Below are 18,606 nucleotides of genomic sequence, written 5' to 3' on the forward strand. Positions count from 1 at the left end.
CAAATTTTAGTAATTTTAAAAAGGTGATTCTATTTTGCTAAGAGACCTCTTTATTAATTTAACAATTCTTGTCACTTTCCATTACTTATTTATACTTGTGTTTAAAGAGAATTTTCTGAAGAAAGAAGATACCTTGCTCAGACAAATATGCAAAGGCATGCTTTCTGGGTTACTCGGTGTCCTTTTAATGTTCTTCTCTATTAAAACAGGACCAGCGATCATCGATTTAAGACATATTCCCCTTATTTTAACGGCCTTTTATGGAGGCATCGCCCAAACAATGATTGCAGCTTTTGTTGTGATCATTGGCCGATTATTAATTGATGCCAATATCGCTTCTTCCATCAATATTTTTTCCATGATGTTTATCGCAGCCGCTTCTTTTTTGATTGCAGAGCGTCATATGAATCATGTTGTGAAAATGCTGTTATCCATTACGATTGGTAATGTGGTTGCCACAAGCCTGTTCATCTTGATCGTGCATGAGACATCATTTCAGCTGCATTCTACTTATTGGATTTTCTCATATATTGCTGGATTGTTTAACTTTTATGTCATTGAGCATCAAACAAAAGCATATCAGCTGTTAAATTTGTATAAATTCCAGGCTCATTATGACTTTTTAACAGGTGTTTTAAATAAACGGAAGTTCGATGAGGTATTAAGTGATGCTTTTACTAAAAAGTTGAAGCAGCCTATCCATCAAATGTCCCTTATTTACCTAGACATCGATTACTTTAAAACCATCAATGATCAATATGGGCATCATGAGGGAGATATTGTTTTAAAAGAAATCGGTACAAGGCTGATTAAAAACACAAGAAGCTCTGATTATATTGGTCGGATTGGCGGTGAAGAATTCGCTGTCCTTCTACCAAATTGTACAATTGAAAAAACATGGCAGATTGCAGAACGCTTGCGAAAAAAAATAGCCGATCAGCCGATTTATTTAAAAAACGGTCTGTCTATCCACACTACGGTATCAATTGGATGTGCTTATTCTCAAGGAATTGGTGCAGACATCAAGCAATTACCGATTATAGCTGACCAGGAGCTCTATAAAGCGAAGGAGTCTGGCCGAAATCAAGTGAGCTTTTCAGAGAGAAAAAAAGACCATTTGACATAGGCATTTTCCTCAATTTGTTAGCGCTAATTATTTTTAAAAAAGTTTTCGTATAACAGTTGTTTTTTCCCGCAAACACTGGTAAAGTAAAGGTAATTATTTTTGTTCGTATCATCTTTAAGAAGAAAGTTTTGAAAGAGTTTTCGTCTTTGAAGTTTGTGTAAGAGCAAGAATAGTGAATTTAAGCGTTAAGATCGCTTTAGGAGGAAATTTCATGTTAGAAGGTAAAGTAAAATGGTTCAACTCTGAAAAAGGTTTCGGATTCATCGAAGTAGAAGGTCAAGACGATGTATTCGTTCACTTCTCTGCTATCCAAGGCGAAGGCTTCAAAACTTTAGAAGAAGGTCAATCAGTTTCTTTCGAAATCGTTGAAGGTAACCGTGGACCACAAGCTGCTAACGTTAACAAAGCGTAATTTAAGAGCATCTGCTCTTTTAGCACTTTATAGAGTGAAGGAAAACCGCCCGGCTTCTGCCGGCGGTTTTTTTGTGCCATAAAAAAAGAGAACCTGATGAGGGGTTCTCTTTTTTATTTGTCCTTCTGCTTTAGCTTCTGCAAAGCAGAACGATACATGTCATCATTCATTTTTGTCTCTGGTTCTTCTTCTTTGACAGGTGGTTCTGGCTGCTTAAACTTTTGAAGCGCCTGTCTATAGAAATCGTCGCCAGACGCAGCATCATCCGTTTGAGAAGGCTCTGACGCTTTTTTTTCAACTTCAGGCTCTACATGTCTCGCCACAGCTTCTGGCTCGCTATGCGGCACGTCAGGCTGATTGGAGACATCTTCTTTGATCTCTTCCTTATCGGCTGATGCGTGTCTGACATTGAACGCTACTAATCCAATAATGACTAGAACAGCAGCTACTAACGCTACAATAATCGTCGCCAAAAGAACCCTCTCCTTATCGCTTAAATGATGCAGTGACTGATGCTACACGTCTTCCTAGTGCTTTTCCAAGTTCAATGCCTTCAGTCGAAATCAATTCATCTGAATCGATCGGACATGTCACACCAGCTCCATAGTAAGAGCCGTATAAAGCATTCTCTGGAACATTTCCAGGAAGGCCGACAACAAGCATTCCTTGGTGGAACATTGGTGTGATCAAATTATGCATTGTCATTTCTAAACCGCCGTGTGTTGTAGCAGTTGTACAGAAAACAGCACCGACTTTATCGATTAGTTTTCCTTCTGCCCATAAGTAGCCGAGACGGTCAATCCATGTCTTTAACCCAGAACTAATGGTACCAAAGTGACCAGGGCAGCCCCAAATGATCGCATCCATTTGATCGAGCTTGCGAATATCCGCATCTTTCACGTGATCAATGAATACTTCAGCCTGCTCTGTTTCACCCGCGCCTGCTGCAATCGCTTCTGCAAGTGCTTTTGTATGGTCACCTTCACTATCGTATACAACATAAATTTTCATGTACGGTCCCTCCACACTTATCTTGCATCTTGGTTAGCTTCCTTAGGTGCTGGAAGCAGTGATATTTCTTGTTTCTTATGCTGCTGTTCTTTTCGCTTTTTATCCTTACGAACATCTCGCAGGAACAAGCTGAGAATAACACCAGCCGCACAGAATAATGTCACCCACATGTAAGCATCATTGATGCCCATCACGTTTGAATCAACCTGTGCTTTTGTAAAGAGCTGGGTGGATACATATTTTTGTGCAGCTTCTGCTGTCATGCCCATATGATGCATCACATTCGATACAGCCGCCTGGAATGAATTCATAAAGAACGGGTCCGCTGTATTTGTTTGATCCGCCATATTGGAATAATGGAATGTCGTCCGATTCGTATAAATCGTTGTGATCAAACTCGTACCGATGGAACCGCTAATTTGTCTTAATGTATTAGACATCGCTGTACCATGGCTGTTTAAGTGCTGCGGTAATTGGTTCATCCCTGCTGTCATAACCGGCATCATCAAGAGTGACATACCAAATGCACGTACTGCATACATGAGCACAATGTGACTATAGGAAGTATCAATGGTCAGCCTTGTAAACTCATATGTCGTGACAACGGTAATGAGCATCCCCACAATGGCAAGCGGACGAGGTCCAAATTTATCAAATAAGATTCCTGAAATCGGGGACATAATGAGCATCGCAAGTGCCCCTGGAAGCATTAATAGCCCAGATTGCAATGCCGTAAACCCAACGAGGTTTTGCAGATAAATCGGAAGTAAGAACATCCCCGTATATAAGGCAACTGTAATAATGATGTTAATGACACTTGATAATGAGAAAATGCTGTATTTAAATACACGGAAATCAAGCATTGGATTATCAGCTTTCAGCTGTTGGAAAATAAAGAGAATGATCGCAATCGCACCAATAATAATCGTAGATAAGACGATCGGATCTGTCCAACCATCACTTCCTGCTTCACTCACTCCGTATAGAAGGGAAGCAAAACCGACGATTGAAAGAATCGCACCAAGACTGTCCAGCTTGATTTTTTTAGGCTCTACAATATTTTTAAACATAAAGAAAGCCGCGATAATGACAATCGCACCGATTGGCACAAGTCCATAAAACATAATACGCCAAGAATAATGTTCAATAATGTAACCAGATAATGTTGGTCCTACTGCAGGAGCAAACATCATCGCAAGACCAAAAATCCCCATTCCTTTCCCTCTGTTTTCCGGAGGGAAAATAAAAAGGATTGTTGTCATGACGAGCGGCTGTAAGATACCGCCGCCGACAGCCTGAATCAAACGGCCGATAAGCATCGTTGAAAAGTTTGGCGCAATACCGCAAATAAATGTACCTAGTGTAAAAGAGATCATAGCCACTAGGAATAAGCTGCGCTGTCCAAAACGTGTGATTAAAAACGCAGACAACGGAATCAGCACACCGTTGACAAGCATGTAGCCTGTTGTCAGCCACTGAATCGTCGTTGCACTCACATTAAATTCTGTCATTAAATGGGGCATGGCTACGTTCAAAAGCGTTTGGTTTAAAATCGCTACGAACAAACCGGCCATTAAAATGATCAGTAAAGACAAGGAGCCTGTTCCCTGTTTTGTCGCTGCAGGTTGATTTGCCATCTCAGACAACCTCCTTTCATATTTTGATATCAATCATCATTAAGATGAAATTTTGACAGAAGCATTCATACCTGGAAGCACTTTGTCTGATGGATTTTTAATTGAAATTTTCACTGCTACTTTTTGCGTTACTTTTGTATAGTTACCACTTGAATTCGTTGCTGGCAGCATATTGAATGTTGAGTTTGTCGCATAACCAATTTGTTCAACAGTTCCTTCAAATGTTGTATCAGGATCTCCATCTACAACGATGTCGACTTTGTCGCCTTTTTCAATGTTTTTAATATCTGTTTCTTTAATATTTGCTGTGATGTAAAGCTTGCTTAAATCAATTGTTTCACCAAGAACTGTACCAGGCTGCACTTGTTGATTGTTTTGTACTTCTTTTTTGACTAATGTGCCATCAGCCACTGCTTTAATGTTTGTTTTTGTTTGTCCTTCAACTTTTGCAACTGTGCTGTCTTTTTCAACTTCGTCACCTTCGTTGATATCCCAGCCTTTGATTTGTCCAGCTGCTGGTGCTGTAATTTGATACATGTCACCTGTCACTTTTGCCTCATCTGTTTTGACAAAGTTTGTGCTTTCGTAGTAGTAATAAGCACCTCCGGCAATAATGGCAAGAATCACAATAAGGCCAATAATGTTCGTTAGCAATAAACGCCCTCTGTTCATGTTTTGTTTCTCCTTTCATGTATAAAAATATAGTGTCATCTGCTTTAGCAAACTTAGAATGCCCATCATCTGACAGAATATGAAACAAGCTCAACAATCTGTCCTTTTCCCTTCATCTACTCCCGCCCCTATCATGGTGTGCAGCCCATTTATACTTATTGTTCACTTATGAGCAAAGAGCAGAAAAAGAAGAAAAGACGATCGGCATCTTTTTTGAAAAACTTATATTTAACAAGATTAAATATTAATAAATGAAAATTGAAATGTCAAAGAGAAAGTTTTACTTTTTTTTTGGCGATCCTTTCCTTCTCCACACAAAAAACCTTTCAGCCCTTATGCTGAAAGGTTTTTTCAAATGTGCTCGTTATGAATGAACTTCTTCCTGCTGAAAAAATTTTTTTAGTGCGAGAAAAACGTCTGATTTTTGCTTCAAAATATAATGCTTAAATTTCTCATCCTGAATGTGCTTATATGCTGACATTAACGTAGAATGCCGGTTGTATTGATTGACCTCACCGTAACAGAATAAATTGGCTTTTTTCATGATTTCAGAAACAAGTTTCACACACCGGGCGTTGTCTGAGGTCAAATTGTCACCATCAGAAAAGTGAAAAGGATAAATATTATATCTCGACGGCGGGTATCGTTCATCTATGAGCTCTAGTGCCTTTCGATAGACAGACGAGCAAATGGTCCCCCCGCTCTCACCCCGTGAGAAGAAATGTTCTTCGTCTACCACCTTCGCCTCTGTATGGTGGGCAATAAATTCAATATCGACCGTCTCATACTTTGTCCGTAAGAAACGTGTCATCCAAAAGAAAAAACTTCTCGCCATATATTTTTCCCAAAGCCCCATACTTCCGCTCGTATCCATCATCGCCAAAACGACGGCTTTCGACTCTGGTTTGGTCACTTCATTCCACGTTTTATACTTGATATCCTCTGGGTAGATTGGATAAAAGGAAGGACTGCCTGTCATCGCATTTCGTTTAAATGCCGACAGCATCGTTCGTTTTTTGTGGATATTTCCTGTTAACCCGGTTTTGCGAATATCGTTAAACTCAATTTGTTCAACAATGATGTCGTCAAGCTCCTTTTGCTTGAGGTTTGGCAGCTCTAGTTCACGAAACAGTGCTTTCTCGAGATCCATTAATGAGACTTCTGCTTCGTAATAATCCTCACCAGCTTGATCTCCAGCACCCTGCCCCTTTCCTTGACCCTGCTTGCTGTCTGAGCCGTCACGCGCAACAACATCGCCAACCTCGCTGTCTCCATCGCCTTGACCCACATGTTTATTTTTGTCGTAGTTATACCGAATTTTATATTCATCTAATGAACGGATCGGAATTTTCACAACATCTTTTCCATTCGACATGATGATGCTTTCTTCTGTGACAAGATCCGGCAAATTGTTTTTAATCGCCTCTTTGACTTTTTTCTGATGACGCTGCTGGTCGTCATAGCCTTTTCGATGGAGGGACCAGTCTTCCTGAGACACAATAAACTGACTTTTTTCTTGCCGGGACATCCATCCCCCTCCTCACCTATTTGCACAATTCTTCTAACCATCGATTCCTTTATCCTATGCTGCTCGTCATCCAAGTTGACGATCATTTCTAAAAAAGACATTACCGGTGCTGATGCGCCAATAATGCCTCCTTCATATATTAACGATTCAGAAGACTGCCTACATATTTTAAAAGTTCATTTGCACTTGTTGAATTATAGCCATGCTCATCAATTAATCTAGCCACTACTTCATTGACCTTCTTCAGCTGCTGTTCATCCGGTGTCTTCGTCGATGTCGTGATTTTCACCACATCTTTTAGATCAGCAAACAGCTTCTTCTGAATGGCCTCCCGCAATCTCTCATGCGAATTATAATCAAAGCGTTTTCCCTTTCTCGCATAAGCCGAAATACGAATTAGAATTTCTTCTCTAAATGCCTTTTTGGCGTTTTCAGAAATACCGATCTGCTCTTCAATTGAACGCATGAGCTTTTCATCAGGATTCATTTCTTCACCCGTTAACGGATCACGCAGCTTGTTTTTATTGCAGTATGCCTCGACATTATCTAAGTAATTATCCATCAGCGTTTTCGCAGACTCCTCATAGGAATACACAAATGCCTTTTGCACTTCCTTCTTCGCAATATCATCATACTCTTTTCGCGCGACTGAAATGAAATTCAAATAACGCTCCCGGTCCTCGCTGGAGATAGACGGATGCTGATCGAGCCCTTCTTTTAAGGAGCGAAGGACATCCAGTGCATTGATCGATTCCATATTCTTTCGAATGATGGTAGATGAAATTCGGTTAATCACATACCGCGGATCAATTCCGCTCATCCCTTCGTCATGAAATTCCTTTTTCATCTCATCAATGTCGACTGATTGGAAGCCTTCGACACTTTCTCCGTCATACAAACGCATTTTTTTCACCAAATCAATATCAGAACGCTTCGGCTCTTTCAATCTCGTCAAAATGGAGAACATTGCTGCTACCTTCAGCGTATGCGGGGCAATATGCACATCTGAGACATCACTCTCTGAAATCATTTTATGATAAATGCGTTCTTCTTCTGTGACCTTTAAGTTATAAGGAATTGGCATCACAATAATTCTTGAATGGAGCGCCTCGTTCTTTTTATTTGAAATAAACGACCGGTACTCGGTTTCATTCGTATGGGCGACGATCAATTCATCTGCACTAATTAAGGCGAATCTTCCTGCCTTAAAATTTCCTTCCTGCGTTAATGACAGGAGGTGCCAGAGAAATTTCTCATCACACTTTAACATCTCCTGAAACTCCATCATCCCTCGGTTTGCTTTATTGAGTTCTCCATCAAAGCGGTAGGCGCGGGGATCTGACTCTGATCCAAATTCAGCAATGGTTGAAAAATCGATGCTTCCTGTTAAATCGGCAATGTCCTGAGATTTCGGATCAGACGGACTAAAAGTACCAATACCGGTCCGTTTATCTTCAGAGAAAAAGATCCGCTCGACCCTTACATCTTCAATTCTGCCGCCATATTCCTCTTCCAGTCTCATCATGTTCAGAGGCGACAAATTCCCCTGCACACGAATCCCATATTCTCTATAGAAATCCTCCCGCAGATTTTGCGGAATGAGATGAAGCGGATCTTCATGCATAGGGCAGCCTTTGATCGCATAAACTGCGCCATGATCTGTCAGTGAATATTCTTCAAGTCCTCTTTTCAATCTAGTGACAAGCGTCGATTTCCCCCCGCTTACTGGTCCCATCAGTAATAAAATACGCTTCCTGACATCTAGCCGCTTGGCAGCAGGGTGAAAATATTCCTCCACTAATCTTTCGAGTGATTCCTCTAACCCAAACAGCTCCTGATCAAAAAATTTGTAGGTTCTGACCCCATTCTCCTCTTCAATCCCGCTGTCTTTAATCATATGATAAACGCGAGAATGAGCAGATTGAGCGACAAGTGGATTTTCCTTAATAATGTCTAAATAATCGCTGAATGTGCCTTCCCATTTGAGACGCTGCTCTTCTTCTCTGTGCTGTTCGATTTTCTTTAAAATATCCATATGAACCTCCTCTTTCAAGATTGAAGCTAGAAATCAGATACTGTTTTACAATCTATGCGGAGGCGTCCTATTACATGCTTTTGTTCTTCAAAATGACGAATTGGCAAACTGAATTGACAACCATCCGCAAGACCCTTCATAATAAAGGAAAAATAGGAGAAAAATGATTTTCTTCTCCTGCTTTTCAAGGTGAACTTCACATCATATGAAACAGGCAGCGAACGGAACAAAGGGATAAGGGGGAGCTTATATGAGAACGGTCATTATGATGGGCGTCATCATTACGTTTTTAGTATCCATTTTCACTGCTGGCTACGAAGGCAAGCCTGGTAAATGAAAAAAAAGGATGTTCCATTTGCGGAACATCCTTTTCATTTTCAACATGTCAAAAAAAGTGATTTCACATAAAAAAGCCGAGTTCAGTATCTCGGCTTTTATCATGATCTTATATGAGATCGCGATATTGCTGCTGGCGAAGTGCCTCATATACAAGAATGGCTGCCGTATTCGACAGATTCAGAGAACGAACATGCTCTGTCATCGGTAATCGAAGACAACGGTCCATATTTTGTTCAATCAAATCTTTTGGCAATCCACTTGTCTCTCTTCCAAACACAAAGAAATAGTCTTCATCCAGCTGAGAGTAATCAAATGTTGTATGCGGCTTTTGGCCAAATTTAGTGATATAGAAAAATTGCCCCTTCGGATGTGCCTCAAACAATTCATCAAGTGAATCATGATAGACCACATTGGCATATTTCCAATAATCGAGTCCTGCACGCTTCAGCATTTTGTCATCTGTCGAAAAACCAAGCGGACGAATCAGATGAAGGGTTGTATTTGTTGCTGCACATGTACGCGCAATATTTCCAGTATTAGCTGGAATCTCTGGTTGATATAAAACGACATGAAGTCCCAAAAAAGTTCACCTCTAATTTTCTTTTCCGCTCAACATTATACCACTAACTATCCTTCGCGGCATCGTCCAGAATGTGAAAAAACATATATCGAATAGAAGGTGTATAGGCAGTCGAATCCTCGTATGACCAATAACGCATGCGGGAGTCATACGTCTGTGCATTCACAAGAGGCATTCCTCCTTTGTCATGATCAACGACAATGGTTGTATGATTATACCTTCCATCACCTTCAAAATCGTAGCAAATGACATCACCAATTTGAAGCTCGTGCGCTTCTTTGAGTTTCTTTGCTCTCAAACCCGCTTTTGAATTCGCTAAATAATTTTTCATCGAATGAGCCACCGTCCAGCTATAGCTCCACGTATGCGGACGCACCCACCAGCCAGACCCGCGGTTCGGATACCCTCTCGTTGGCGCATTCCCTGCTTTCAAACATTGTGAAATAAAATTTGTACAGTTATCTTCAAAGTTTTTATAGGCTGGATTCCGTTTATTCCAATATGTCTCCGCATACTTCACGGCCGCCCGCCGGTCATAATGAAAGGCTCTCCCAAATTGTTCTTCGGTCTGAAAGCGCTCATCCAAATACTCTTCCATTTGCCGCTCTTCTAACATCATCCGATCTTTGACAAGCATGTTGTTATAAAGAAATGCTTCTCTTTTTTCCACCTGTTCCTCTAAATAAAAAGAATCGTCTACATCCTTGCATACATATGTGAGATGAGCAAGGTACTGCACATGCTGAGCCCCATCATCTTGAAGGGCTGAATCGAGAAGTTTTGTTTTTGCTTTCGCCTTCACAATCTCAACCTGTCTTCTAGCAAAAAGCTCTTTTTTCCGCTCTACTGCTTCCACATCAGACATAAGCTGCGGCTGTTTGATTGCACGGTCATTGATTAAATACGCCAGCCTGTCTTCTAAAGTTTTCTCTAATAATTGTTTCACACAGACACCACCAAACATTTTTTAAAATCTTTGTTTGGTTCATTCTATGTTCACAGGGATGTTATTTAGTATTTAAAGGTGTCTGCAGGAGCTCAATCCCTTTCACAATCTCCTCTTTCGCTTCTTCATCACTTTCCCGCTCAAGGGCCTTTTCCAGCTCTGGGAGCTGCTGATCATCACCAATTTTGCCAATTGCCCATGCAGCCGTTCCTCGAATGACCGGTCTTGGGTCCTTGTGCATCAACTCAATTAATACTGGTAAGGCAGATGTATCTTTAAAATGAGCGAGTGCCAAAATTGCATTCCGCTGAATGGGCTTTTTCCCCCGCCATGAACCTGAAACATGACCGTATTTTTCCTTAAACTCACGATTGCTGATCGTCAGAAGCGGCTTTAACAGCGGCTTCGCAATTTCAGGGTCTGGCTCCATTTCAGGATGCAGATGAAAGTCTTTTCCTTTATTGATCGGGCAGACAGTTTGACATGTATCACACCCGTACAATCGATTCCCTATTTTCGAACGAAACTCATCAGGTAAAAAGCCTTTTGTCTGCGTTAAAAATGAAATACACCGCTGAGAATTCAGCTGTCCTGGATTCACCAGCGCACCCGTTGGACACGAATCCACACATTTATTACAAGTTCCGCACTGGTCTTCAATTTTCTCATCCGGTTCAAATGGGACATTTGTGATCATTTCAGCCAAATACACATAAGATCCAAACTCTGGCGTGATAATCATACAGTTTTTTGCACTAAAACCAATGCCAGCACGTTCCGCTACAGCACGATCAGACAATTCTCCTGTATCCACCATTGATTTTGTCCGTATATCGACATGTTTGCTTCGCAAAAATTCCTCGAGCATATCGAGCTTTTTTTTCAGCACGACATGATAATCCGTTCCCCATGAAGCCCTGCAAAAAATCCCCCGTCTCGCATCCTTTGTACTTCGAGGAGCATCTTTCATTTTGGAAGGATACGCGAGCGCTATCGCAACAATTGATTTGGCCTTCGGAAGCAGCAAAGAAGGGTTTGTCCGTTTTTCAATGTCAGGCTCTTCAAAGCCTGACAAATACCCTAACGATTCATGTAAGATGAGACGGTCCTTTAATGAATCAAATGTATCGGCACTTGCAAATCGAATTTTATCGACACCAATTTCTTTCGCATATTGAATCAATTCTTCTTTTAATTCTCCAACATGAATCACCTTGCAAACCTCCTTTCTTTGTTTCTTCTGTTGTTTTCAGTATAATACGAGTGTATCATGACCGATTGGAGTGAGTCACTGTGAAGATACATATGGAAATTTCTCATCCTCAAAACCCGTCTATCCATGTTGGACAGATTGAATATTCTCATATTGAAGTGGGTACATCACCTCAAATGTTAAAAGGCCGATTACGCCTGTTTCAAGAATCTTTATTTTTTGAATACGAAGATAAAGTCTTAGAAGAAGTATCAGCCATCAAAGAATGGACGGATCTTTTAAAAGACGTTCCTTTCCTTCCACTTCTTTCTGACATCCAAAAGGAACAATTCATTGACTCGACCAATTCCGTACAGGATTTGTCGATATTTTTCTCACTAAAATATTTCTTACCTATCCTGACTTTAGATGCCGATCGCATCAAAGGACCACTTTCACTGGCAAAACAAGAGGCTGGTCACATCGAATGGCAGGACAGCGCAGGACTGAATGGATTATTTTCTGAAGCAAGTAAAGCACAAATTTCTCACGACACAAAGAACATTCTTCAAATCATCCTTTTCCCGCCATCTATTTCCCGGGAAAAGAGTGAAGCTCTTATTCAATCCTTGACGAAGATGTTTGTACAAATACATGGCGGAGAAAGCAAATATGAACTCATTGAAAAAGCACTGTAGCCTGACAGTGCTTTTTCACATTATACTGACATAATAAAAAACGCAACACTTCGTTTATCTAAGAAACGAAATACTGCGTTATAAACAAAATTATGTATTGGAGCGGGTGATGAGAATCGAACTCACGACATCAGCTTGGAAGGCTGAGGTTTTACCACTAAACTACACCCGCATCAATCTTTTAAAAGCAACGTCATCGCGTTGACTTTTATTATGTTACAACTTTCTTAACAATTCGTCAAGAGAATATGAAGATTTTTCGTCAAAAAACTTCATATTCTCCGTATATATTACGATAGTTATTTATCTAAATGCAAATACACCAAATGGGCATGCTTCACTTTCTTTAAATTCTTTTTAGGGTTCTTTTCAAATTCTATTAAACCAGGAACTGATGATTTAGCTCCAGTTGTGATGGTTATTGATATTAATTTTTTCTCTCCAGGAGTCATGTGAAAAGGTTCTGCTTGCTTTATCATTAGGTTTCCTCCCACGTCCTGTTTAAAATCCATGTTAGTCGAGAGTTTCCTTAGTTCATTATTCTCTTTTTCTATCCAAAAGCCATACGCTGCTTTTAACAAATCATCTTTTTCCTCATCTAGCTGGTAGATAAAATTCACACTCTTATCGACACCATTTTGATGAAGTTTAATGGTGAGATCTTTTGTGTCTTCTTTCAGTAATTGCCCATCCTTGTAATGCACACCGATTAAGGAAACGCTTTTATTACTTGCATTAAGCCCCTGCACTGTCATCATTAATTCGGGTTTATCTGCTGTTATTACATCCAAAAGATTTTTTTCACTCTTTGTTAGTTTCATTGGTTCAACGGTTACTTTATCGTGAGTTGATGTTTCCTTATTTTTCTCTGTTGCTGGTTTTTCTGATACCGTCTTCTCTGTCGTCGTGGTTTCTTCGGCCTTCTCGCCGCATCCTGCTAATAGAAAAACTGTGAATAAAAGAATGCTCCATTTTTTAAACATTGTGATCCCCTTTGATGTTTTTTATTTCTTATTATACTAAAATTTGGTCGGAATACAAAAAAAGGTTAGGAGAATTCTCCTAACCTTTTGCTTTTTTCTGTTTCATGGCTGATAGGAATGCCACCATGAGAAAACTCACAGCAAAAATCACCATCATATAAATAAAAAAGTTTGGCTTGATCTGAAAAGTAAATGCGGATGAGCCTTCCATCTCAAAAGCGAGACTGTTAAATAATAAAGCATCATTCGTTTTTGATTGAAATAAATGATAGAATAGTACGCCGATTGTCAGCATCGGAAAGCCTAAGAACCCTAGAAAACTACCAACTATCGCGCCTTGTTTCATCGCCTGTACGTTCATGATCGTTGTCCTCCCATTCCCCCAAGCAATAGCTGCTTCATAATGGACTTACCATCCCCCATAAACGGAAGAAGATAGAGTAATTGAATAAAATACGTGATTGAAAAAATGAAAAAAGCTGTCGAAACCGGGTTTTCTTTTAGAAATAAAATGGTCACAATGATGCCTGCTGCGCCAATCACACCGGGAACAAGCGGTCCAAGCAGCGTAATCCATACCTGCTTTTTCTGAAATGGATCTAATACGGGTCTTACAAACTTCACTGACATCATGTCACTCGCAAAAAAGCCTTGAGGACCATCTCGTCCTGCAAATTTTCGATGCGCATAGCCATGTGCCGCTTCATGTAAAGCGGTTCCGGTAATTAACCCGAAATAAATAATCGTAAAATAAATCGCAATGGCTGCAATCGACGGATCAGGAATGAATAAAAAAGCGATCCCTGCCATGACCATGAAAAGCATCCAGAAAAAGATGATTTTACGTGTCACCATGAGCAAAGCCGTCCCAAAAATGTGAAGGAACGAGTGACCAGTACAATCAAATCGTTCCTTCATTTTGACTTGATACTGCTTGAAAAATTGGCAGCAGGCTGTCACAATCCGATATGGTGAATGATAATGAATTGATAGCAAGTGATGCTGATTCAATCCCGTCATCAGCTGATAAAAATCACGAGCAATCACCGACTCATCGACCTGAAACAAATCGGCGAGCTCTGCGGTAATACTCGCTTCTGTTCTTTTACCGTCCACTTTCGTTAACATATGATAGGCACTTTCATTGATCGGGAGTGTGCTTCCATACTGCGTATCCGTGAGATGCCTTTTTTGTAAGGTCACATACGGCGCTAGTGCCGGTACCCGCTCAATCTTTAGCTTATTGTTAAGAAGTTGAATCATGTGAATACCTCCATGAAAAACCTTTGTATATGGCAAAGATGAGCAGACCCTCAAATGCAGCCACAAGCAGCCATTGAAGCGTTTGACTCGACGCCCCTATGACATAGTTTCCAATAAAAACAATCGGAATCATGAGTAAAATAAGCGCTCCAAATGAAAAAATGCCTGTATAGGGATTGTTTCGATCAAGAGGAAGTAAAATACCTACCACATAAAAGAGCGCAGTCGCATTGCATAACACAGCGGCACCAATCAATGTGTGCCAAATCTGATCAGGAAGCGTCAGCGTTGTCAGCATGAATAAAACAATTTGCAGTACACCAACGAGCAGAAGGCCGATAAACTTATACAAAGCCACTTCCCACGATCTCAGACCAAATGTTTTATACATGCCCAGCATTCGTTTATCATTGCCAAACGAATTGAAGGCTGTTAATCCAGCAAGAGCGCATAGTACAAAAAATGCTTCTTCTTCAAAGCGGAATCCAAATTGATAACGAACGAATAAGATCACAATAAGGAGAATAAGAAAATTTAAAATATTTTCTTCATTTCGCACCTGTGATTTCATTTCCTTCACAATAAGTGACCACTTTTTTGAAGAAGAGAATGGCAGCTTGTGTAAAAAGGTTAACGCTTTTTTCTCTGCCATAATCGGCATCATCGCAAGAGAAAGAAATGCGCCGCCTGCCGATAAGAGGATGATCAGAATCAAGATGGCATAATTTACTCCTTCAGGAGGCATTCCTTGTGCCGCTAGGAAAAACGGAGCTGTCAAATACATCAAATGATAATCAAACTGAATATATGATTGCTGAATTTGGCTAATATCAAAGTGCGTCAATCCATACGTGACAACCAGTGCCAATAAAACAAATATCGCTGCAAATTTTTGCAACGGTAATCTTAATTTCAAAACGAGTAAATAAGTGATATTGTAAATAAACTGCAGCAGCATTAAGACAAAAAGCGACTGCAAAAGCACCATCAAAAAGAAAGTAAAGATAAAGAAAATACCAATTCCCTGGGCAATAAAATTAGGTAAAAGCAGGATGCCGATAAAAAATAAAACAAGCCCTGCCACCACTGTCACCATCGGAATGAAGTATCCAAAACTTTTCTGAAAGGTAGAGAGCGGGAACCAGCTGAGCTGCATAGAAAACCGGTCTTGTTCAGGTGTTCTGACCTTGATCAAAACGAATAACAAGCTTGTAAAAATAGAGGCATTGATCGCCATTGACACGACAAGTAATCCAAGTGAACGTTCATCTCCATTTAAGAAAGCCTTCATAAAGACACCTGTAAAGCTGTATCCGATAATGGCTCCCATTGTGATGGCAAACAAAAAGAATAAGACCACAATGATCCGCTTCGTTTGAGTATCAAAGAGCTTATACATCTCCTGCTGCCACATTTTAAGCATCATTTTAGAAATGATTAATGATTTCATCAAAATGTGCACCCCTATCACTTAACATTGAAGCTTTCAGAAACACCTGTTCCAATGTGCTTGATTGATACTTCTCCTTTAAGGCTGAGACCGTCCCTTCATCCATTTTATTTCCTTTAGAAATAATGGCGATTTTGTGGCACAGCTCTTCCGCTGAAAGCATATCATGCGTTGAAAGCAAGATCGCACCATGGTGCTTGGCATACCGCTTCATCAGTTTCTTTGTGTTTATAACCGCTTCAATATCAAGTCCTCTAAAGGGCTCATCCATGATCACCAATTGACTATCAAGCATAAATGCAGCAATCAGCTGTGTCTTTTTTTTCATCCCATGTGAATAGGTTTCGATCGGTCTTGATAAAGCCGAGTCCATATCAAACAGTTCAATTAGTTGATTTCTTCTGTGAATTGTTTTACATTCATACATAGAAGAAACAAAATCTAAATATTCAGCACCAGTCAATGCTTCAGGGAGCAGCAGGTCATCTGGAACATAGGCTACTTGTTTTTTAAAGGATGGTTCATCGTTTGGGACGTCCTGCAAGTGAATCCTTCCTTCTGTATGCTTAATAATGCCGAGTATACAGTTAATCATCGTTGTTTTACCCGAACCATTCGGTCCAGCAACAGCAACGATTTGATGAGGGTCGATCTTTAAATGAAAATCATTGACAGCAGTCACGTTATTTTTATACGTCTTGGTTAAATTCTCGATCGTAAACATATAACCTCCAAGTGTCTGCATATTCTTTAAAAACAGATCAGGCTAAACCGCCCGCCACAGACGGTTTAGCCCTGGTGTCTTATCTAAGAAGTAAAAAGATGAATCCTAAGTATAGCTACTTACATTCAATTTTGACTTTTAAGCCACTTTCCCACTGAACGGCTCCTGTAAAGCTACCCTTGCCGTTTGCGATACACCAAACTGCTGCTCCTAGAACGACTGTTGCTCCCAATCCAAGAAGGACAGCAACAAATACTAAGAACCAAGCTTGGTCCATAATAGCAGGTTCCATAGTGGAATAGTCAACTTGCGGCGCTGCATAAGTCATACTTTTCACCTCCCAGCTTATGATGATCGTATCATAGGCGTCACACTCCAAACATCTACAGAACATCCCATTTTTGACCGAACATACATTTGATTAAAATGTGACTTTTTATTCAATTATTCACTTTCATCCGTTTAAACCCTCTCTTATTTACTAGATTTTGACACCCCATAAGAACCACAAAACCCATTTAATGTCATTTGCACCATCTTTTTTCTTCTTTTTTTCAAATAGTCCATATTTATCATCTATCATATTTATTCTTTCTTTTTTGTGAGATAGAAAGAATTCCCCCGATATATCAGATAAAAAAGTCCTGATTTTATGTCGCAATAATGCCAATTATGAAATATTTACTGATCATTCTGATAAAAGAGTGGGCATATTTCCCTTCTTTTCTTGACTCTATAAATGTGTATATACAAGAAAAGCGATTGGGAAAAAAGCCCTTACTTTGTTCAGCAGTACACAACATAAGGCTCCCGCTATTCTATAAAAAAAGCAAAGCAGCCACCGCAGACTGCTTTGCTTTTTCATATTTATGAGGAACTAGCAGCAGAGGCAGCATCTGGGAAATGATTGTTCCCAATGATTTCACCAGCTGGCACAGAGAGTCCTGTAGCCCCTGATCTCTTGAATGGAAGGAGCGGGAAAACAAGCTCTGCTAAATAATAAGCTTCTTCTAGGTGCGGGTATCCAGAAAATATAAATGTATCAATGCCTAGAGACTGGTATTCTATGATACGATCTGCTACTGTTTGCGGGTCTCCGACGAGTGCTGTTCCTGCACCGCCGCGTACTAAACCAATGCCTGCCCAAAGATTTGGGCTGATTTCAAGTTTGTCTTTCCTCCCTTGGTGCAATTCCACCATTCGTCTTTGACCTACTGAGTCCATCCCCTGTAACACTTTTTGCGCCTCATCAATTGTTTTTTGATCTAAATGACGAATCAGATGTTCCGCTGCCTGCCATGCCTCCTCTTCGGTATCTCTCACAATCACATGAAGACGAATGCCAAACTTCACCGTTCTTCCTTCCTTTTCAGCCTGCTTCTTCACTTGTGTAATTTTCTCTTTTACTTGTGCAGGCGGTTCGCCCCAAGTTAAATAGACATCTGTATGCTTGGCGGCTGCTTGAATTCCTGCTGATGATGATCCGCCAAAAAAGACTGGTGGATGGGGTGTTTGAGCTGGTGGGAATAACAGACGGCCATTCTCCGCTTGTAGATGTTTGCCATGAAATTGTACATTTTCTCCTTTCAATAACCGCTTCCAAATTGTCAAAAACTCTTCTGTTGCCTCATAGCGTTCATCATGAGAAATGAACAGCCCATCCCCTTCAAGCTCCTCTTTACTTCCCCCTGCTACCACATTAATCAGCAGTCTCCCGCCTGAAAGACGATCTAACGTAGAAGTCATTCTAGCAGCAACAGACGGCTGCATCAGCCCTGGTCTAAGAGCCACGAGGAACTTTAAATGAGTGGTTTCCGCAGCTAAAGCAGCTGCCGTCAGCCATGGATCTTCACATGATCTCCCAGTAGGCAGCAAGACCCCTGTATAACCAAGCTGATCAGCTGCTTGAGCAATCTGTTTAAAATATGGATAGTCTGCCTGTCTTGCCCCTTTTGCTGATCCTAAATAACGGCCGTCTCCATGCGTTGGAATAAACCATAAAATATTCAT

Annotated in this window: 19 protein-coding genes and 1 tRNA gene; 3 read left to right on the forward strand and 17 right to left on the reverse strand. The window is 40.4% G+C overall.

The annotated features are described in order from the left end of the window. Positions 1 to 34 precede the first annotated feature (34 nt). The gene (locus tag BAE31_RS00890) at positions 35 to 1,126 is read left to right on the forward strand and encodes a GGDEF domain-containing protein (protein WP_041109867.1); all 1,092 of its coding nucleotides are present in this window, start codon (positions 35 to 37) and stop codon (positions 1,124 to 1,126) included. A 211-nt stretch (positions 1,127 to 1,337) separates the two neighbouring features. Next, complete coding sequence (gene cspB / locus BAE31_RS00900; protein WP_008349061.1) at positions 1,338 to 1,538, forward strand: cold shock-like protein CspB; 201 nt, start codon at positions 1,338 to 1,340, stop codon at positions 1,536 to 1,538. 113 nt (positions 1,539 to 1,651) lie between these two features. Here cspB and BAE31_RS00905 read toward each other — a convergent pair whose 3' ends face one another. The 9 genes from BAE31_RS00905 to queG all read right to left on the reverse strand — a co-directional run bounded on the left by BAE31_RS00905 (position 1,652) and on the right by queG (position 11,496). Next, positions 1,652 to 2,011 carry a hypothetical protein gene (locus tag BAE31_RS00905; protein ID WP_024425321.1) on the reverse strand — a complete coding sequence of 120 codons (360 nt, stop codon included), beginning with the start codon at positions 2,009 to 2,011 and terminating at the stop codon, positions 1,652 to 1,654. Between the two features lie 13 nt (positions 2,012 to 2,024). Continuing rightward, on the reverse strand, positions 2,025 to 2,549 hold the full coding sequence (locus BAE31_RS00910; protein WP_024425322.1) for an NAD(P)H-dependent oxidoreductase: 525 nt from the start codon (positions 2,547 to 2,549) through the stop codon (positions 2,025 to 2,027). Positions 2,550 to 2,566: 17 nt separating this feature from the next. Continuing rightward, entirely contained in the window at positions 2,567 to 4,186 is a 1,620-nt protein-coding gene (locus BAE31_RS00915; RefSeq protein WP_041109865.1) for a DHA2 family efflux MFS transporter permease subunit, read from the reverse strand. Positions 4,187 to 4,225: 39 nt separating this feature from the next. Continuing rightward, positions 4,226 to 4,858: a biotin/lipoyl-containing protein gene (locus BAE31_RS00920; protein ID WP_024425324.1), complete on the reverse strand. Its 633-nt coding sequence runs from the start codon at positions 4,856 to 4,858 to the stop codon at positions 4,226 to 4,228. A 364-nt stretch (positions 4,859 to 5,222) separates the two neighbouring features. Next, positions 5,223 to 6,386: a sporulation protein YhbH gene (gene yhbH / locus BAE31_RS00925; RefSeq protein WP_076839162.1), complete on the reverse strand. Its 1,164-nt coding sequence runs from the start codon at positions 6,384 to 6,386 to the stop codon at positions 5,223 to 5,225. A gap of 139 nt (positions 6,387 to 6,525) precedes the next feature. After that, on the reverse strand, positions 6,526 to 8,421 hold the full coding sequence (locus tag BAE31_RS00930) for a PrkA family serine protein kinase (RefSeq protein ID WP_024425326.1): 1,896 nt from the start codon (positions 8,419 to 8,421) through the stop codon (positions 6,526 to 6,528). Between the two features lie 445 nt (positions 8,422 to 8,866). Then, positions 8,867 to 9,340: a tRNA (uridine(34)/cytosine(34)/5-carboxymethylaminomethyluridine(34)-2'-O)-methyltransferase TrmL gene (gene trmL / locus BAE31_RS00935; protein WP_034282301.1), complete on the reverse strand. Its 474-nt coding sequence runs from the start codon at positions 9,338 to 9,340 to the stop codon at positions 8,867 to 8,869. A 43-nt stretch (positions 9,341 to 9,383) separates the two neighbouring features. Further along, positions 9,384 to 10,286, reverse strand: a complete 903-nt coding sequence (locus tag BAE31_RS00940; protein WP_076839163.1) for an amidase domain-containing protein — start codon at positions 10,284 to 10,286, stop codon at positions 9,384 to 9,386. Between the two features lie 61 nt (positions 10,287 to 10,347). Next, positions 10,348 to 11,496 carry a tRNA epoxyqueuosine(34) reductase QueG gene (queG, locus tag BAE31_RS00945; protein ID WP_024427417.1) on the reverse strand — a complete coding sequence of 383 codons (1,149 nt, stop codon included), beginning with the start codon at positions 11,494 to 11,496 and terminating at the stop codon, positions 10,348 to 10,350. An 83-nt stretch (positions 11,497 to 11,579) separates the two neighbouring features. On the opposite strand from queG, the gene BAE31_RS00950 reads away from it, so the two are divergent. Continuing rightward, the gene (locus BAE31_RS00950; protein WP_249895831.1) at positions 11,580 to 12,176 is read left to right on the forward strand and encodes a hypothetical protein; all 597 of its coding nucleotides are present in this window, start codon (positions 11,580 to 11,582) and stop codon (positions 12,174 to 12,176) included. Between the two features lie 98 nt (positions 12,177 to 12,274). On the opposite strand, the gene BAE31_RS00955 is transcribed toward BAE31_RS00950, so the two are convergent. The 8 genes from BAE31_RS00955 to ssuD form a co-directional block, all read right to left on the reverse strand. Then, positions 12,275 to 12,348: transfer RNA gene (locus BAE31_RS00955), tRNA-Gly, on the reverse strand. A 127-nt stretch (positions 12,349 to 12,475) separates the two neighbouring features. After that, complete coding sequence (locus BAE31_RS00960) at positions 12,476 to 13,159, reverse strand: hypothetical protein (protein ID WP_076839165.1); 684 nt, start codon at positions 13,157 to 13,159, stop codon at positions 12,476 to 12,478. 79 nt (positions 13,160 to 13,238) lie between these two features. Beyond that, positions 13,239 to 13,520, reverse strand: a complete 282-nt coding sequence (locus tag BAE31_RS00965; protein ID WP_076839166.1) for a hypothetical protein — start codon at positions 13,518 to 13,520, stop codon at positions 13,239 to 13,241. After that, positions 13,517 to 14,422: a PqqD family protein gene (locus tag BAE31_RS00970; RefSeq protein ID WP_044333672.1), complete on the reverse strand. Its 906-nt coding sequence runs from the start codon at positions 14,420 to 14,422 to the stop codon at positions 13,517 to 13,519. Before BAE31_RS00970 ends, BAE31_RS00965 begins: the two co-directional genes overlap by 4 nt. Further along, entirely contained in the window at positions 14,406 to 15,872 is a 1,467-nt protein-coding gene (locus BAE31_RS00975; protein WP_076839168.1) for a hypothetical protein, read from the reverse strand. The genes BAE31_RS00970 and BAE31_RS00975 overlap by 17 nt, the downstream gene beginning before the upstream one ends. After that, positions 15,850 to 16,596 carry an ABC transporter ATP-binding protein gene (locus tag BAE31_RS00980; RefSeq protein WP_076839170.1) on the reverse strand — a complete coding sequence of 249 codons (747 nt, stop codon included), beginning with the start codon at positions 16,594 to 16,596 and terminating at the stop codon, positions 15,850 to 15,852. Before BAE31_RS00980 ends, BAE31_RS00975 begins: the two co-directional genes overlap by 23 nt. A 115-nt stretch (positions 16,597 to 16,711) precedes the next feature. Then, positions 16,712 to 16,924: a hypothetical protein gene (locus tag BAE31_RS00985; RefSeq protein ID WP_024425336.1), complete on the reverse strand. Its 213-nt coding sequence runs from the start codon at positions 16,922 to 16,924 to the stop codon at positions 16,712 to 16,714. 539 nt (positions 16,925 to 17,463) lie between these two features. Continuing rightward, positions 17,464 to 18,606: an FMNH2-dependent alkanesulfonate monooxygenase gene (ssuD, locus tag BAE31_RS00990; RefSeq protein ID WP_076839172.1), complete on the reverse strand. Its 1,143-nt coding sequence runs from the start codon at positions 18,604 to 18,606 to the stop codon at positions 17,464 to 17,466.

Source organism: Bacillus sp. I-2 (assembly GCF_001974945.1).
GTDB lineage: Bacteria > Bacillota > Bacilli > Bacillales > Bacillaceae > Bacillus > Bacillus safensis.

What these genes read in the sequence shown, in the direction of transcription:
- BAE31_RS00985 (WP_024425336.1), bottom strand. Translation starts at nt 16,924, where the DNA reads ATGACTTATGCAGCGCCGCAAGTTGACTATTCCACTATGGAACCTGCT.
- cspB (WP_008349061.1), top strand. Translation starts at nt 1,338, where the DNA reads ATGTTAGAAGGTAAAGTAAAATGGTTCAACTCTGAAAAAGGTTTCGGA.
- BAE31_RS00915 (WP_041109865.1), bottom strand. Translation starts at nt 4,186, where the DNA reads ATGGCAAATCAACCTGCAGCGACAAAACAGGGAACAGGCTCCTTGTCT.
- BAE31_RS00960 (WP_076839165.1), bottom strand. Translation starts at nt 13,159, where the DNA reads ATGTTTAAAAAATGGAGCATTCTTTTATTCACAGTTTTTCTATTAGCA.
- BAE31_RS00975 (WP_076839168.1), bottom strand. Translation starts at nt 15,872, where the DNA reads ATGAAATCATTAATCATTTCTAAAATGATGCTTAAAATGTGGCAGCAG.
- BAE31_RS00920 (WP_024425324.1), bottom strand. Translation starts at nt 4,858, where the DNA reads ATGAACAGAGGGCGTTTATTGCTAACGAACATTATTGGCCTTATTGTG.
- yhbH (WP_076839162.1), bottom strand. Translation starts at nt 6,386, where the DNA reads ATGTCCCGGCAAGAAAAAAGTCAGTTTATTGTGTCTCAGGAAGACTGG.
- BAE31_RS00930 (WP_024425326.1), bottom strand. Translation starts at nt 8,421, where the DNA reads ATGGATATTTTAAAGAAAATCGAACAGCACAGAGAAGAAGAGCAGCGT.
- ssuD (WP_076839172.1), bottom strand. Translation starts at nt 18,606, where the DNA reads ATGAATATTTTATGGTTTATTCCAACGCATGGAGACGGCCGTTATTTA.
- BAE31_RS00965 (WP_076839166.1), bottom strand. Translation starts at nt 13,520, where the DNA reads ATGAACGTACAGGCGATGAAACAAGGCGCGATAGTTGGTAGTTTTCTA.
- BAE31_RS00980 (WP_076839170.1), bottom strand. Translation starts at nt 16,596, where the DNA reads ATGTTTACGATCGAGAATTTAACCAAGACGTATAAAAATAACGTGACT.
- BAE31_RS00910 (WP_024425322.1), bottom strand. Translation starts at nt 2,549, where the DNA reads ATGAAAATTTATGTTGTATACGATAGTGAAGGTGACCATACAAAAGCA.
- BAE31_RS00970 (WP_044333672.1), bottom strand. Translation starts at nt 14,422, where the DNA reads ATGATTCAACTTCTTAACAATAAGCTAAAGATTGAGCGGGTACCGGCA.